Annotated in this window: 5 protein-coding genes; 4 read left to right on the forward strand and 1 reads right to left on the reverse strand. The window is 74.8% G+C overall.

From position 1 onward, the window contains the following. The first annotated feature begins 26 nt into the window (after positions 1-26). Both ACH4KB_RS32290 and ACH4KB_RS32295 read left to right on the forward strand, forming a co-directional pair. On the forward strand, positions 27-6,239 hold the full coding sequence (locus ACH4KB_RS32290; protein WP_398069692.1) for an SDR family oxidoreductase: 6,213 nt from the start codon (positions 27-29) through the stop codon (positions 6,237-6,239). Between the two features lie 106 nt (positions 6,240-6,345). Then, complete coding sequence (locus tag ACH4KB_RS32295; RefSeq protein WP_398069694.1) at positions 6,346-13,080, forward strand: beta-ketoacyl synthase N-terminal-like domain-containing protein; 6,735 nt, start codon at positions 6,346-6,348, stop codon at positions 13,078-13,080. A gap of 244 nt (positions 13,081-13,324) precedes the next feature. Here ACH4KB_RS32295 and ACH4KB_RS32300 read toward each other — a convergent pair whose 3' ends face one another. Next, entirely contained in the window at positions 13,325-13,744 is a 420-nt protein-coding gene (locus tag ACH4KB_RS32300) for an FKBP-type peptidyl-prolyl cis-trans isomerase (protein ID WP_398069696.1), read from the reverse strand. A 193-nt stretch (positions 13,745-13,937) separates the two neighbouring features. Between ACH4KB_RS32300 and ACH4KB_RS32305 the strand changes: the two genes are divergently transcribed. Then, the gene (locus ACH4KB_RS32305; protein WP_398069698.1) at positions 13,938-14,570 is read left to right on the forward strand and encodes an ATP-binding cassette domain-containing protein; all 633 of its coding nucleotides are present in this window, start codon (positions 13,938-13,940) and stop codon (positions 14,568-14,570) included. Next, positions 14,567-16,114 carry a hypothetical protein gene (locus ACH4KB_RS32310; RefSeq protein ID WP_398069700.1) on the forward strand — a complete coding sequence of 516 codons (1,548 nt, stop codon included), beginning with the start codon at positions 14,567-14,569 and terminating at the stop codon, positions 16,112-16,114. Before ACH4KB_RS32305 ends, ACH4KB_RS32310 begins: the two co-directional genes overlap by 4 nt. Positions 16,115-16,145 lie beyond the last annotated feature (31 nt).

A 16,145-nucleotide genomic window follows, 5' to 3' on the forward strand; every position in this document is an offset into this window, starting at 1 on the left:
CGACCGTACGGCCCCGAGGAGAGAGCATGTCCGACCCCGACCCCCGCCAGCTCCCCATCGCCGTGGTCGGCGTGGGGGCCCTGGTGCCCGGCGCCACGGACGCGGCGGGCTACTGGCGGATCGTCACCGGTGGCCGCGACCTGATCACCGAGGTGCCCGCCGCCCGCTGGCGCGCGGAGGACCACTACGATCCGGATCCGGCCGCCCCCGACAAGACATACGCCCGCCGGGGCGCGTTCCTCCCGGAGGTGGACTTCGATCCCCTGGCCTATGGGGTGCCGCCCGCCAATCTGCCGGCGACGGACACCTCCCAACTGCTCGCCCTGATGGTCGCCGACCAGGTGCTGACGGATGCCGGCGGTCCGGCCGGGGTGGACCGCGACCGGACCGGCGTCGTCCTCGGCGCGGCGGCTCTCGAACTCCTTCCGCACATGTACGGGCGTACCCAACGCCCCGCATGGCTCGCGGGGCTGCGGGAGAGCGGAGTCGACGAGACCGAGGCGCAAGCCGTGTGCGATCGCATCGCGGCCCGTTTCGAGCCGTGGCGCGAATCGACCTTCCCCGGGCTGCTCGGCAACGTCGTCGCGGGCCGGATCGCCAACCGGTTCGATCTGCACGGCATCAACCACACCACCGACGCCGCCTGTGCCAGCTCGCTCGCGGCGCTGTCGACGGCCGTCGGTGAACTGTCCCTGGGCCGGGCCGACCTGGTGATCAGCGGTGGCGTGGACACCGGGAACGACATCGGCATGTTCCTGTGCTTCTCCAAGACGCCCGCGCTGTCCCCCACCGGCGACTGCCGGCCGTTCTCGGCCGCGGCGGACGGCACCATGCTCGGCGAAGCGGTCGTCATGTACGCGCTGAAGCGGTTGTCCGACGCCGAGCGTGACGGCGACCGGATCCACGCGGTGATCCGGGGTATCGGCACCTCGTCCGACGGCAGGAGCACGGCGATCTACGCCCCGCTGCCCGAGGGCCAGGAACGGGCCCTTCGACGCGCCTACGAGGGAGCCGGCTACGGGCCGGAGACCGTGGAGCTGGTCGAGGCGCACGGGACCGGCACCAAGGCCGGAGACAGCGCCGAACTGGCGGCTCTGCGTGCGGTGTTCGGTGCGCCGGGTCGCCCGGACGGGCAGTGGTGCGCGATCGGTTCGGTCAAGTCGCAGATCGGCCACACCAAGTGCGCCGCGGGCGCGGCGGGCCTGCTCAAGGCGGTCATGTCCCTGCACCACCAGGTGCTGCCGCCGACGGTCAAGGTGGAGCGGCCGAATCCGGCGGCCGCCACCCCGGACGGCCCGTTCTACGTCAACACCGAGACCCGCCCGTGGGTCCGGCCGGCCGGCCATCCGCGGCGGGCGGCGGTGTCGAGTTTCGGTTTCGGCGGGAGCAACTTCCACGTCACGCTGGAGGAGTACGCGCCCTCGGGCGGCCCGGGGCGCCCGGCCCTGCGCCACCGCACGGCGCCGAGCGAGCTCGTCCTGTTCGGTGGCGACTCCCCGTCGGACCTGACGGCGCCCCGGACTGACGACGATCGTCCGCTGGCCGCGCTGGCACGGGAGAGCCAGGCCGTCTTCTCCCCCTCCGCCCGGGTGCGGCTGGCCGTCGTCGCCACCGACGCCGAGGAGCTGCGGGAGAAGTACGCGCAGGCGCTCGCACTGATCCGGCGGTGCCCCGACGCGGCGTTCTCGACGCCCACCGGGGTCCAGTACGCGTACGGGGAGGCCGCGCCCGGCCGTATCGGTTTCCTGTTCCCCGGACAGGGGTCCCAGTACGTCGGGATGGGAGCCGGTCTCGCGATGCTGGCGCCGGCCGCCCAGGCCGTGTGGGACCGGCTGGGCGGCACCCGTTTCGACGGGCGGCCCCTGCACCGGGTCGTGTTCCCGCCGCCCGCTTTCACCGACGGGGAACGCGCCGCCCGGCGGACCCTGCTGGACGCCACCGAGTGGGCGCAGCCCGCGCTGGCGGTGCACGCGCTGGCCCTGCTGGAAGTGGTGCGGGGGCTGGGGCTGCGGCCGGACTGCGTGGCGGGCCACAGCTTCGGCGAGCTGGTGGCGCTGACGTGCGCGGGCGCTCTGGACGCGGAGTCCCTGGTGGGGCTGGCCCGTCGCCGCGGCGAGCTGATGCGGGACGCGGCGGACGCCCCGGGCGCGATGCTGGCGGTGGCGGCGGACCGTACGCACGTCGCCGGGGTACTGGCCGGTGGCGGGTTCGGCGACCTCTGGCCGGCCAACCACAACTCCCCGCGCCAGGTGGTGCTCTCGGGATCGGTGGAGGCGGTCGCACGCGCCGAGGAGGCGTTCTCGGCCGAGGGGGTCGGCACCCGTCGGCTGGCCGCGTCGACGGCCTTCCACAGCCCGCTGGTCGCCCCGGCCGTCGAGCCGCTCGCCGCGTACCTGCGCACGGTGCCGCTCGCGGAGCCCCGGATCGAGGTCTACGGCAACGCGGACGCGGCGCCGTACCCCTCGTCCCCCGACGAGGTGCGCCGCCGGATCGCCGGTCATCTCGCCTCCCCGGTGCTCTTCCAGGACCAGATCGAGGCGATGTACGCGGCGGGGGTCCGCACCTTCGTCGAGATCGGCGCGGGCGCCACGCTGACCGGGCTGGTCCACCAGATCCTCGGCGACCGCGAGCACGCGGCCGTCCCCCTGGAGCGGCAGGACCGGTCCGGTGCCGACACCCTGCACGCCGCGCTCGGCGAACTCGCCGTACGCGGTGTCCCCCTCGATCTCGACCCGCTCTGGGCGCCGTACGCCTCGCCCGGAACTCCAGCGAAGGAGCGCGAGCCCCGCATGACCGTGAAGATCGACGGCGGCAACTACCACGGTCAGTCGCCGCCGGTGCGCGCCGCGTCCGCCGAGCTGTCGCCCGCTCCTGCGCCCGAGCCCCGACACCGACCGCACCCCGCCTCCGTGCCCGTGCCAGTACCCACGTCCATGTCCACGTCCACGTCCACGTCCGCGTCCGACACCCCGGCGGTCCCCATGCCCGCGCACTCCCCCTCCCCCTCCCCCTTCCCCTCCCCGTCCCACGCCCAGCAGCCTTCGGCGTACGAGGCCGACCCCGCCGAGACCGCCGGAGTCGGGCCCACGGCCGGCGGCGACTGGTTCGCCGCCGTCGAGAGCGTCCAACGGCAGACGGCGGAGACCCACGCGGTCTGCCAGCGCCTCCTGACCGACAGCCATCTGGCCTTTCTGCGGATGACGGAGACAACGCTGGCCGCGATGCTCGGGGCGCCGGACCCGGCCGTCGACGGGAACGTCCCGGCTCCCGCGCTCCCACTGCCGCTCCCCCGCTCCTCGTCACCGGGGCACGTACCGGCGCCGCCCATGACGCCGTCGGCTCCGGTCGTGACCGTTGTCCCGGCCTCGGCGCCCACGCCCGCCCCTGCGACGCCCACCCTTCCCGCGGCCGCTGCGGCCCCGGCGGCGCCTTTCGCCGCGCCGGAGACGACTGCCGCTTCCCCGGACGACGCTCCCGTCGACGACACGGTGTCCCTGTCACCGTCGGAGCTGGAGGAGTTGCTCCTGTCGGTGGTGGCCCGCCTCACCGGCTATCCCACCGCCATGCTCAACATGGACATGGAGCTGGAGGCCGATCTGGGCGTCGACTCCATCAAGCGCGTCGAGATCCTGTCGGCGATGCGCCGGCAGGTGGGCGACGTGGCGACGGGGGACCCCGGGCAGCTCGGCAGGCTGCGTACGCTGCGCGAGATCGTCGAGGCGCTCAGCGGCGGCCCGCGGCCTCCCGGGCCCCCGGAGCCGGATGCCCGGGCCGGGCAGCACTCCGTGGCGGCCGGGACCCGGGTCGTCCGCGAGGCCTCCGCCCCGGCCGCCCCGCCCGCCCCCGACGACGACGGGGCGGGTGAGCGTACGCCGCTGACGCGGCTGGTACCGCGTCTTGTGGAGTCCCCCGCGTCCGGGCTGGCCACGGCGGGACTGCTGGACGGGCCCGTCGCGGTGACCGGCGGAGGTCCGGACGGGTGCTCGATCGTCGGCCTGGTGGCCCGGAAGCTGACGGAACGCGGCGTGGCCGCCACCGCCGTGGCGGACGTGCCCGAGAACGCCCGCGGCGTCGTCCACCTCGGCGGACTCACCGCGGGCGGTACGCCCGACGAGGCGCGGGAGGTCCACCGGTCGGCGCTCCGCGCGGCACGCGCGGTGGCGCCCCGGGCCGCCGGGAGCGGGGGGCTGTTCGTGACCGTCCAGGACACCGGGGGCGACTTCGGGCTCGGAGGTCACGCGCCCGGCCGTGCGTGGCTGGGCGGGGTCGCCGGTCTGGCCAGGACCGCGGCGAAGGAGTGGCCGGACTCCTCGGTCAGGATCGTCGACTGCGAGCGGGGCGGCCGGGACGACGAGGAGGTCGCCGAAGCGATCGTCGGGGAGCTGCTCGAAGGCGGGGCCGACAGGGAGGCGGGTCTCCGCGCGGACGGCACGCGCGCCCTCCTGCGGATGGCGCCCGAGCCGGTCACGCCCGCCGGCTCCCGGCGGATCTCCGGCGCTTCCGTGATCGTGGCCACCGGCGGGGCCCGAGGGGTGACCGCGGCGGCCCTGCTCGACCTGGCCAGGACCCACCGTCCGCGGATCGTGCTGCTCGGGAGGACGGAGTTGGCCGTCGAGCCGGCCGGACTGACGTCGGCCGGTGACGAACCGGCGCTCACCCGGCTGCTCGCGGAGCGGGCCCCGGACGCGGCGGACTCCTCGCCCGCCCGGATCGCGGAGCGGGCCCGGGAGATTCTGGCCGCGCGCGAAGTGCGGGCGACACTGGCGGGGTTGGAGGCCGCCGGATCACCCGCCCGGTACGTCCGGGTGGACATCCGCGACGGCGACGCGCTCGCGGCTGCTCTGCGCACCGTGCGCGAGACGTGGGGGCCGGTCACCGGCATCGTCCACGGTGCGGGGGTGCTGGCCGACAAGCGGATCGTCGACAAGACCGACGAGCAGGCCGAGTCGGTCATGGCGACGAAGGTGGACGGCCTGCGGGCGCTGCTGGCGGCGACGGCGGACGATCCACTGGACACGATGCTCCTGTTCTCGTCGGTGGCCGCCGTGTTCGGCAACGCGGGGCAGAGCGACTACGCGATGGCCAATGAGGTCCTCCTCCAGGTCGCGTCGGCCGAGCAGGCCCGTCGGCCCGGCTGCCTGGTGCGGTGTGTGGCCTGGGGGCCCTGGCAGGGCGGCATGGTCACGCCGGCCCTGGCCGCGCACTTCGGCCGGTCCGGGGTTCCGCTCATCCCCCTGGCCCAGGGGGCCGCGGCCTTCACGGCCGAGGTGGACGGTGTCGCCGGCGAGGCCCGCGTGGTCCTGGCGGCGGGAGACGATCCGGACCTCCCGGCCCCGGCGGGCGACCTGCGGCGCGCACAGGTGCTGGTCCGCTCGGACACCCTGCCGCAGCTGGCCGACCACGCGCCCGCCGGTGTTCCGGTGCTGCCCGTGGCCCTGGTCCTGAACTGGTTCGCGGGCGCGGCCACGGCCTGGCTGCCGGCTGCCGGGCGGCTCGTCCTGCGTGATCTGCGGGTCTACCAGAAGTACACCCTGCCGGAGCTGTCCGGCCCGGGCCACCGGCTCACCGTGCTCGGCAGCCGGGGCGCGCCCGGTGCACCCTCGGGTCTGGAAGCGGAGCTGCGGGGCGAGGACGGCCCGGCGCACTTCCGGGCTGTGCTGGACACCGGGACAGGAGCGTCCGGCACGACCGCGTGGGACACCGGGACGGGGAAGCCCGGCGCGACCGCATCGAACACCGGGACAGGCGAGCCCGACGCGACCGCGTGGGACACCGGAACAGGCGAGCCCGGCACGACCGCGTGGGACACCCCGGACGGTCTGAAGCCTCTCGACCGGGCCACGCCCTATGACGGGGAGGTCCTCTTCCACGGCCCCCGGTTCCACGCCCTGCGCACGGTGCGCGGCCTGTCCGAGCACGGGGCGGAGGCGACCGTCGTGGGCGTACGGGCCCTGGGCTGGGCGGACGAGCACGGCCCGCTCGATCCGGCGGCCGTGGACGGCGCGCTGCAACTCGCCGTGCTCTGGGGCGAGAAGGTGCTCGGGGCGGCGACGCTGCCGATGGCCGTCGCCGAGTGCAGGCTGCACCGGCGCGGTCCGGTGGACGGCGCCGTGCGCTGTGTGGTGCGGCGACGAACGGCGCACGACACCGGGGCGCGCTGCGACGCGGCGCTGATCGACGCCGCCGGGTCCGTCCTGGTGGAGCTGATCGGGGTCGAGCTCGTCGTCCGCCCCTCCTGACCCGCCCGGTCCGTCCTCACCCCCGCACCCCCTCCACACCTCGCGTCGCCGGGCCCCGCCCCTCCTGGTCGCGGCCCGCCGCGCCCCGCCGTGAAGTGAGACCCGTATGCGTTGCGAACCGATCGCCGTCGTCGGCCGGGGCTGTGTGCTGCCCGGCGCGCTGGACCCGGACACGTTCTGGGAGAACATCGCCGCCGGCCGCACGAGCCTGTCGGCCGCCCCGGAGGGCCGGTGGCGGCTGCCGCGCCGGTGGGCCATGGGTTCGGTGGAGGATCACCTCGACCGCACCTGGACGGACGTCGGCGGTTACGTCCACGGGTTCGAGTCCGTCTTCGACCCGGCCGGTTTCCTCCTCGCCCCGGAGCGGATCGCGTCGCTGGACCCGCTCTTCCACTGGGTCCTGTACGGGGTGCGGCAGGCGCTCGCCGAGGCGGGGCACGAGGGCCCGCTGCCGCGCGGAGGTCTGGTGCTGGGCAACCTGTCGTACCCCACGCCCGCCGGGGCGGCCTTCGCCGAACACGTATGGCTGTCCGCGCAACAGCCCTCGCTCCGTGACGCCCTGCTGGCGGGTGAGCGGCGGACCCGGCCCGATGCCCGCAACCGCTTCTCCTCCGGGCTGCCCGCCCGGCTCGCGGCCCGCGCACTCGGGCTAGGTGCGGGGGCGTGGTCCCTCGACGCCGCCTGTGCGTCCTCGTTGTACGCGATCAAGCTGGCGTGCGACCGGCTGCACGACGGCACGGCGGATCTCATGGTGGCCGGTGCGGTCAGCCGCCCCGATCCCCTCTACCTGCACGTGGGGTTCTGCGCACTGTCCGCGACCAGCCGCACGGGGCGCAGCCGGCCCTTCCACCGGGACGCGGACGGGCTGGTGCACGGCGAGGGCGCCGGGTTCGTCGCCCTGGCACGGCTGTCCGACGCCCACGCCGCCGGCCTGCCCGTGCTCGGTGTGATCCGCGGTGTGGGGCTGTCCAACGACGGGCGTGGTTCCGGGTTGATCAGCCCGTCGGAGGAGGGTCAGGTACGGGCCGTGCGCCTGGCGTACGAGAGGGCGGGCGTCGCTCCCGGGTCGGTGTCGCTCGTCGAGTGCCACGCCACGGGGACGCCGGTCGGGGACGCGGTGGAGGCGCGCACCATGGCCCGGGTCTTCGGGGCCGGTGAGGACGTTCCCATCGGTTCGGCGAAGTCGAACATCGGGCATCTGCTGGCCTCGGCGGGTGTGGCGGGACTGCTGAAGGTGCTCGGTGCGCTGCGGGCGGGGGTGCGTCCGGCGACGCTCGGCGCCGGACGACCGCTGGACGCGCTGGCGGGCACGCCGTTGCGGGTGCTGTCCGCGGCCGAGGAGTGGGTGGGGCCGCGCAGGGCGGCGGTCAGCGCCTTCGGGTTCGGCGGGACCAACGCCCATCTGATCGTCGACGCCCCGGGCTGCCCTCCCCCGCCCACCGCGCCCCGGCCGACGGGCGGCACACGGCCCGCCGGACCATCCGACGAGGCGCCGGCCCCGGCTCCGGCGCCCGCCGCGCCGGGCGACCGGACACCGGTGGCGATCGTCGCCGTCGGTGCCCGGGTCGGCGAGGGGACGTCGCTGGAGGACTTCCGGCGGGCGGTGCTGGGCGGCGAACGGCGTGGCCGCGTCGCGGAGATCGCCGTGGAGCTGACGGACCTGTGCTTCCCGCCGCTGGCCCTGGAGCGGACCGTACGTCATCAGCTGCTGGTGCTGGAGGCCGCCCGGGAGGCCGCCCGGACGGTGAGTCTGCCCCGCGAGCGGACCATGGTGGTCGTCGGTACGGGGGTGGACCCGGAGGTGGCCCGCGCGGGCGCGCGCTGGCGGATTGCGCACTGGCTGGAGCAGTCGGGGACGCCGGTCGACGCGGCGTCGGCGGACCTCGCCCGGGAGGCGTTCACCCCGGCCATGACGGCGGAGGGCGTGGTGGGCAGCATGCCGAACCTCGCGGCCAACCGCATCAGCACCCAACTCGACCTGGCGGGCCCCGGGTTCACGGTGTCGGCGGAGGAGGCGTCCGGGCTGGTGGCGCTGGGGATCGCGGCTCGGGCCATTCGGTCGGGGGAGGCCGACGCCGCGCTCGTCGGCGCCACCGACCTGTCCTGCGAGGCGGTCCACCGGGCCGCCCTGCGGGATCTCGGCCGCGACGAGGAGCCCGGGGACGCGGCCGTCGTCCTGGTCCTCAAGTCCCTGGAGACCGCTCGCAGGGACGGCGACAGCGTCGTGGCCCTGCTGGACGAAGAGGCCACCGGCGAGCCCGACATGGTCATCGGCGACGGCCCCGACGCGGTCCTCGATCCGGCGGCCTCCTTCGGGCGTGCCCATGCCGCGTCCGGGCTGGTCTCCGTCGCGGTCGCGGCACTCTCGCTCCAGCACCGCGCGGTACCCCGCCCGGGCGGACCGGCGGACACCGCGGCCGTCGCGCACACCGCGCGGGCCGTGGTCACGCCGTTGGAGGGGCCCGCCGTCGGCGTACGGCTGCGCGCGGGGGACGCCCGGCCGTGGCTGCGGGGCCCGGCCCCGCGCCTGCACGTCTACTCCGGGGCCGACCGCCGGGCGGTGCTGGCAGCGCTGGAGTCCGGTACGGAGTCCTCGGCCGGCCCGGCCCGGCTGGCCTTCGTGGTCGACGGCGACACCACGTGGCAGGAGCGCGGGGAAGCGGCCCGTCGCTGGCTGGCGGAGGGCGGGGCCCGCCCGGCGGACGTGGCGTACCGGGACGGGCCGGTCGTCGGGCAGACCGCTTTCGTGTACACGAACGGCTCGGCGGCGTATCCGGGGATGGGCCATGAGCTGGCCCTCGCGTTGCCGTCGCTGGGCGAGCGGGTCCGTGAGCAACACGGGGCGGTGGGGGCGCTCCTGAGGTCCGGGGCCGAGCCCGGGGTCCTCGGACAGATCTGGGCCGTCGCCGAACTGGCCGCGTTCCACACCGTGTTCAGCCGTGAGGTGCTCGGGCTGCGGCCGGACGCCGCGATCGGGTACTCCTCGGGCGAGTCGACGGCGCTGGTCGCGCTGGGGGCCTGGCCGGACGCCTCGGGGCTCTATGAGGCGACCCGGGACAGCGGTCTGTTCACCACGGAACTCGCGGGCGAGCTGCGGGCGGTCCGGCGCTACTGGCGGCAGCGGGGCATCCCTGGCGACCGGTGGTCGAGCCAGCTGATCGCCGCGCCCCTGGCGGAAGTTCGCGCGGAGCTCGCCGGGGAGCGGGCGGTCCACCTGATGGCGGTGAACGCGCCCGGGATCTGCGTCATCGGCGGCGAGTCCCGGGCGTGCTCGGCCGTCGTGGCCAGGATCGGCGTCGACCGGGCGATCGAGCTGGACTACGACATGGCCGCCCACGCACCGGAGTTGGCGGAGGTCCGGGAGGTGTGGCACGAGACCCACCGCCGCCCCACGGTCGAGGTGCCCGTTCGCTTCTACAGCGGGGCCTCCGGCCGGGCGTACCGGCCGACGTCCGAGCGGGCCGCCGAGGCGCTCACCGCGCAGGGGCTCGGCACGATCGACTTCGCGGCCACGATCGAACAGGCGTGGGCGGACGGTGTCCGGGTCTTCGTGGAGCACGGCCCGCGGAGGCTGTGCACCGGCTGGATCAAACGGGTGCTCGGCGACCGGGAGCACGTGGCCGTCGCGCTGGACACTCCGGGCGACACGAGCCTGCGGCACCTCTGTCACGCGGTGGGCGAACTCGTCGTCGCCGGGGTGCCGGTGCGGGCCGACGCGCTGCTCGCCCGGCTCGTCGGGGCCGCGACCGGCCTTCCGCGGCCCGGCCCCACCGTCGCCGTTCCCGTACCGCCCTCTCCGTGCCTACCGCCTCTGGAGCGCGCCGTGACCGTTCTGCCCCGGGCCCCGGAACTCGCCCCGGTACCGGAGACCGGCCTCGGTCGCCCCGCCGCGTCGGACCGGGACCCCGGCCACGCGGTCGCCGTGGCGCACGAGGAGACCGGGCGCTTCGCCGCCCCGGCGCACGAGGGGCCCGAAAGCCGCTCCACCTCCGCATACCAGGGGCCCGGGAGCCGCTTCACCCCCACTGCTCCCGCCGTGCCCTCCCCCGCCGCACCGGTGCAGGGGCCCCGGTCGCCCGCCGACGACGCCCGTGAGCCGAGGGCGGCGGGGGTCGGGGGCGTGGTCGCCCGGCAGAGCCTGCGGGTCGCCGCGCTGCACCAGGAGGTCATGGCCGCGCACGCCGAAACCCACCGGCGGTTCCTGCACGTATCGGCGCTCGCCGTCAGGGCGCTGACCGCGGCGGGCGCGGCGGCGCCCGGGCAACAGCCCCTGCCCGTACCCGTACGACCGCTTCCCCCGCGCCGGCCCTCCACGGCTCCGGTGCCCGTGGCGGCTCCGGAACCGAAACCGGGGCAGGCGCAGCGGCCGGGGCCGACGTTCGACCGGGCCCAGCTGGAGCACCTCGCCTCCCGCGAGATCTCCACGCTGTTCGGTCCGCTCTTCGCCGAGCAGGACGGCTACGCGGTACAGACCCGGATGCCCGGGCCGCCCATGCTGCTCGCCGACCGGGTCACGGGCATCGACGCGGTGCCGGCGGCGCTGGTCCTGCCGGGCCCGGTCCGCACGGACGGGAGGATCTGGACGGAGACGGATGTCCTGCCCGACAGCTGGTACCTGGATGCGACGGGGCGTATGCCGGCCGGCGTGCTGATCGAGGCGGGCCAGGCCGACCTGCTCCTGCTCGGCTGGCTGGGCGTCGACCTGCTGAACCGGGGCGAGCGCGCGTACCGGCTGCTCGGCTGTGAGGTGACGTTCCACGGGGGCCCACCGCGCCCCGGTGAGACCCTGTGCTTCGAGATCCATCTGGACGGTCACGCGGAGGCGGACGGCGTCCGGCTGGCCTTCTTCCACTACGACTGCTACGTGGACGGCGAGCTGCGGCTCAGTGTCCGCGACGGGCAGGCGGGGTTCTTCACCCCCGCGGAGCTCGCCGACAGCGGGGGCGTGCGCTGGGATCCCGCCGGCCGCGTGCCCGGGGACGACCTGCCGCTCGACCCGCCGGCCGTGCGCTGCGAACGGACCCGCTTCGACGCCGACCGGGTACGAGCCCTGACGCTGGGGCGGCCCGGGGACTGTTTCGGGCCCGGCTGGGAGGTCACGGCGGCTCACGTCCGTTCGCCCGGGCTCGACGGGGAACGGCTGCGCCTGCTGGACGAGGTCACCGCGTTCGACCCGGCCGGAGGTCCGTGGGGGCGCGGATATCTGCGGGCCGAGACCGCGTTGTCCCCGGACGACTGGTTCTTCGCAGGTCATTTCAAGAACGACCCCTGCATGCCGGGCACCCTGATGCTGCAGGGCGGCCTCCAGGCGATGGCGTTCTACCTGACGGCCATGGGCTTCACCGTGGACCGGGACGGCTGGCGCTTCGAGACGGTCGACGAGCACCCCTCCAGGGCCATGTGCCGGGGCCAGGCGACCCCGGAGAACCGGAGGGTCGTCTACGAGGTGTTCGTACGGGGCGTCTCGGCCGGGCCGGTGCCGACGCTCCACGCCGACGTCCTCGGCTCGGTGGACGGGCGGAAGGCGTTTTTGGGCACCGACATGGCCCTCCGGCTGGTCCCCGACTGGCCGCTGTCGCACTGGCGGCACTCGGGTCCGCCCACCGTCCAGACCGGCGGGGACCCGGTGCCGCTGCCCCGTCTCGGCGGGCTGACCGGGCATCGGGAGGAGAAGCCGGTGGCGGTGGCGGCCGACGGGTTCGCCTTTGACCACGCCTCGCTGCTGGCGTGCGCCTGGGGCAGGCCGAGCGAGGCGTTCGGCGCCATGTACGAGCCCTTCGACGGCACCCGCAGGGTGGCGCGGCTTCCTGGCCCGCCCTATCACTTCATGAGCCGGATCGTGTCGGTGGACGGTCCGCAGGGCGGGATGCGCGAGGGCAGCGTCGTCTCCGCCGAGTACGACGTGCCGGACCGGGCGTGGTACTTCGAGCAGAACGGCGGCCGCGTCATGCCGTTCGCCGTCCTCATGGAGGCGGCGCTCCAGCCCTGCGGGTGGCTCGCCTCGTACGTCGGCAGCGCGACGAGCAGCGAGGCGGACCTGCTGTTCCGCAATCTCGACGGGTCGGGAACGGTCACCGGCGAGGTCACCCCGGCGACGCGTACGATCCGCACCAGGGCCGAACTGACCCGCGTCTCGCGCAGCGGGGACATGATCATCGAGTCGTTCCGGGTGACGTGCACGGCCGACGACGCGCCCCTCTTCGAACTCTCCACGGTCTTCGGCTACTTCCCCCGGTCGGCCTTCGACGACCAGCAGGGGCTGGCGACTTCGGCCGACGACCGGGCCCGGCTCGACGAGCCCTGCGAACGCGTGGTCGATCTGACCTCCCGTCCCGCCCGGTACTGCGCCGGCGAACCGCGGCTGCCGGGCGAGATGTTGCTGATGCTGGACCGGATCACGGGCCACTGGCCGGAGGGCGGAAGCGCTGGGCTCGGCCGGTTGCGGTCGGAGAAGGACGTCCGCCCGGACGCCTGGTTCTTCCGGGCCCACTTCTTCCAGGACCCCGTGCAGCCGGGTTCGTTGGGGATCGAGGCCATGTGCCAACTGCTCCAGTACCACCTGCTGGAGCAGGGCGCGGCCGACGGGCTCCTCGACCCCGGGTTCGAACCGGTGCTGCCGGGGCGCGAGGCGACCTGGACGTATCGCGGCCAGATCACCCCGGCCAACCGGCTGATCCGGGTGGACATGGACATCGTGGAGAGCGGCACGGACGCACGGGGTCCCTACGCCGTGGCGGACGCGTCGCTGTGGGGCGACGACAGGTGCATCTACCGGGTGCGGGGGCTGGGCATGCGGGTGGTGCCGGGAGCGCCCGTGCGGGGCCGGTCCGGTCAGGCGTAGTGGTGCACGCCGACAGGGCGCGTCCCCGTGCAGGGCGTCCAGCCGTGGACGGTGGCGGGCAGGCCCACGCGGCTGGTGCGGTCGATGACCTGGAAGTGCGGATGCGGCGCTGTGCTGAGCCGATGCGGGGCCGTGCTGATCGGCCGCCGGGCGGAAAAGGGGGGCCTCAGGGCCTATGCCCGGTCCCTGCCACCAGTCCACCGGCTGTCGCAGAACGGGGCGAGGCGCCTCGGGAACATCGTGTTCAGGCCGAGCGGGCCGGGCCGGACCCAGCCACGGTGGGCCCGCCCACGACGGTGAGCAGGTCGACGACGAAGATCAGCGTCGAGCCCGCCGGGATCGACGCTGAGGGCGACTGCTTGCCGTAGCCGAGACGCGGGGGAACGATGATCTCGCGGCGGCCGCCGACCCTCATCCCCCTGATCCCCCGGTCCCAGCCCTTGATGACCCTGCCACCGCCCACAGCGAACTTGAACGGCCGGCCCTGTTCCCAGGAGGAGTCGAACTCCCTTCCGGAAGCGAACGTGACCCCTACATAGTGAAGCTGGACGACCCGGCCCGGCCGCGCCTCGGGCCCGTCTCCCACCACGAGGTCCCGGATCGTCAGCTCGGTGGGCGCTGCACCCTCCGGAACCTCGACCCCGGGCTTCGTCAGTTCGCTCATCACGGTCCCCTCGCTCGCCACCGGCATCCCTCGCACGGGCCGGCCGGACGCATGGACCTTCCACGCGGCAGGCGATCACCGTACCGGCAGAGCCCGTGGCCGACGGCTTGGAGGTGACGGGCGTCGACGGGGCGTACGCGGGCGACGCATAAACTGCACGCCCACGAGAGGTGCTGGTGGTTCTGGAGGCGAAGTGACCGCTGTTCCCGTCATCGCGGCCGAGGGCGCCACGGTCACCCTGGGCGACGTCACCCTGCTGGAGCCGACCTCGTTCGCGGTGATGCCGGGCGAGGTCTGGTGCCTCACCGGCGGCAACGGTTCGGGGAAGACGACGCTCCTGCGGGCCTTCCTGGGCAGCCGGACCCTCACGGCCGGTTCCTGTTCGGTTCGGGGCGAACCCGCCGACATGGCCAGGCCGCGGCACCGGCGCCTCCTGGCTTCCCTGGTCGACGCGGTCCCGTTCGCCCGTGACATGACACTGCGCGAGCAGGTGACCCTGGTTGCCGCCTCCTGGTACGGCAACAGCGCGACGACCGCCGAAGCCGCCGAAGAGGTCATCGAGCGACTGGGACTGTCCCCGCTGGGCGAGCGGTTTCCTCATCAGGTCTCCTCGGGCCAGCTTCAACTCTTCAGCCTCGCCCTGACGTTGGTGCGCCCCGCTGACGTGGTACTGCTCGACGAGCCCGAGCGACACCTCGACGGCGACCGCGTCGAACTGCTGGCGGCCTTGCTCACGGAGCGGGCGGAGGCGGGCACGGCCTTCCTGGTCGCCACCCATGAGCCCGCCCTGGTGGAGGCGTGTGACGGCCTCGTGGAGCTGGGATGACGGTGGACACTCTCGCGGCGCCCGAGCCCGACGCCGCGGGGCGCGTCCGTGCCGTGCGGCAGCGTTACGCCCGCCGGGGCGACCGCGGCACGGTGCGGGGGCACGCGTACACCCTCTACCTCGTCGCCCTGTTCGCCGCGTTCTACCTGGTGCCGGTGGTCCACGCCCGGAGCACTTCGCCCGCATCGGTCTCCGTAGGGTCTCTCACGGAGGCGGCGCCCTGGCTCTGCGTGCTCGCGGTGGCGGTGTGCTGGGGGGCGCAGGTCGCCGGGCGGTTCTGGGGGCCGGTGGTGGTCCAGCCCTTCCTGCTGCACGTGTTCATGTCCACGGACATCCCTCCGGCGCGCTACCTCGGCACGATCGCCCGGCGCAGACTGACGTACGCCGGAACGACCGGACTGCTGTCGGCCTGCGCGGCGGCGTACCTCGCGACCGACCTCTTCGATCACCTCGATTCCGCGGTGCAGGGCCTCGCGTCCGGGGTGGGGCTCAGCGCCCTCGCGGCGTTCGCGTGGCTCTGGGGCCAGGTCCGGCCGTTGCGCGACAACCTCCTGCTGGCTTCCGCCTTCGGCGGCGCGGCAGTCGTGGTCGCCGGGGTGAGCCGAGTGGCGCCGGACAGCGGAACGGGCCTGTGGCTCCTCGCCGGAGTGCTGGCGGCCACCGCGGGGGCCTCGGGGCGGGCGGCCCTCCGGTCGATCCACACCGTCGACCTGGCCCGGCTCGCCCGCGAGTCGGCCCGCGCCTCCCAGGCCCGGACATACGCCTGGACCGGGACGCTCCATCACGCGCTGGATCTGTACCGGCCGGAGCCGTCCGGTTTCGCCTCCGCCCTGATCCGTCCGGACGGGCGTCTGCGCGGATATCTTGCGCAGGGTGCGATCCGAGCACTGCGGACACCCGGGCGCGCGAGCGCGGGTGCGGCACTCCTTCTGCTCGGCTCCTCCGCGCTGACGCTCGGGGCAGGTGGCCGGGGGCACGGACCGGCACCGTGGCTGTGGGCCCTGGGGGCGCTGTGCGTGTACCTGGGATCGGGGTGGGTGGGCGAGACGTGGCGCGGACTGCGAGATGAGCTGACCCTGGCACCGCTGTTCGGCGAACGGTGGGGTGGAACCCTTGCCCGCACGCTGGCCTGGCCCGTCGTCGCGGTGACGCTCGGTGCGTTCCTGGGGGGCGGCCTCGCCGTCGTCGCCCGCTGGGACCTCCACAGGGGGCATCTGGGTGCCACGGCCCTTCTTGTCGCCGGGTCGGTGGTCATGGCGCTGGGCGCCAGGTTCCTGCGCGAGATGAAACTGGATCTTCCGCTCGAACTCCTCCTTCCTGTCATCACGCCGTTCGGCGACCTCTCCGGGCTGCGTGTCGTTGCCTGGCAGTTCGACGGGTTCGTCGTCGTGTCGACGGGCGTCGCCCTGATGGCCGCGCTTCCGTCCGCGGCCGGTGCGACGGCACTCGCGTTCGGCATCGCCGCCGGCTGCGTCTGGACAGGGCTACGCCGGACGGGCTGGGCGCACAGGGGTCTCTTCTTCCGCCTCGGCCGGGTGCGGTAGCGGGCACGGGCACCCGGGCGGGCCGCCGGCC

Source organism: Streptomyces sp. NPDC017520 (assembly GCF_044329855.1).
Lineage (GTDB): Bacteria > Actinomycetota > Actinomycetes > Streptomycetales > Streptomycetaceae > Streptomyces.

Excerpts from the sequence above, each read along its gene's own strand:
- ACH4KB_RS32290 (WP_398069692.1), top strand. The coding sequence starts at position 27 with ATGTCCGACCCCGACCCCCGCCAGCTCCCCATCGCCGTGGTCGGCGTG.
- ACH4KB_RS32295 (WP_398069694.1), top strand. The coding sequence starts at position 6,346 with ATGCGTTGCGAACCGATCGCCGTCGTCGGCCGGGGCTGTGTGCTGCCC.
- ACH4KB_RS32300 (WP_398069696.1), bottom strand. The coding sequence starts at position 13,744 with ATGAGCGAACTGACGAAGCCCGGGGTCGAGGTTCCGGAGGGTGCAGCG.
- ACH4KB_RS32310 (WP_398069700.1), top strand. The coding sequence starts at position 14,567 with ATGACGGTGGACACTCTCGCGGCGCCCGAGCCCGACGCCGCGGGGCGC.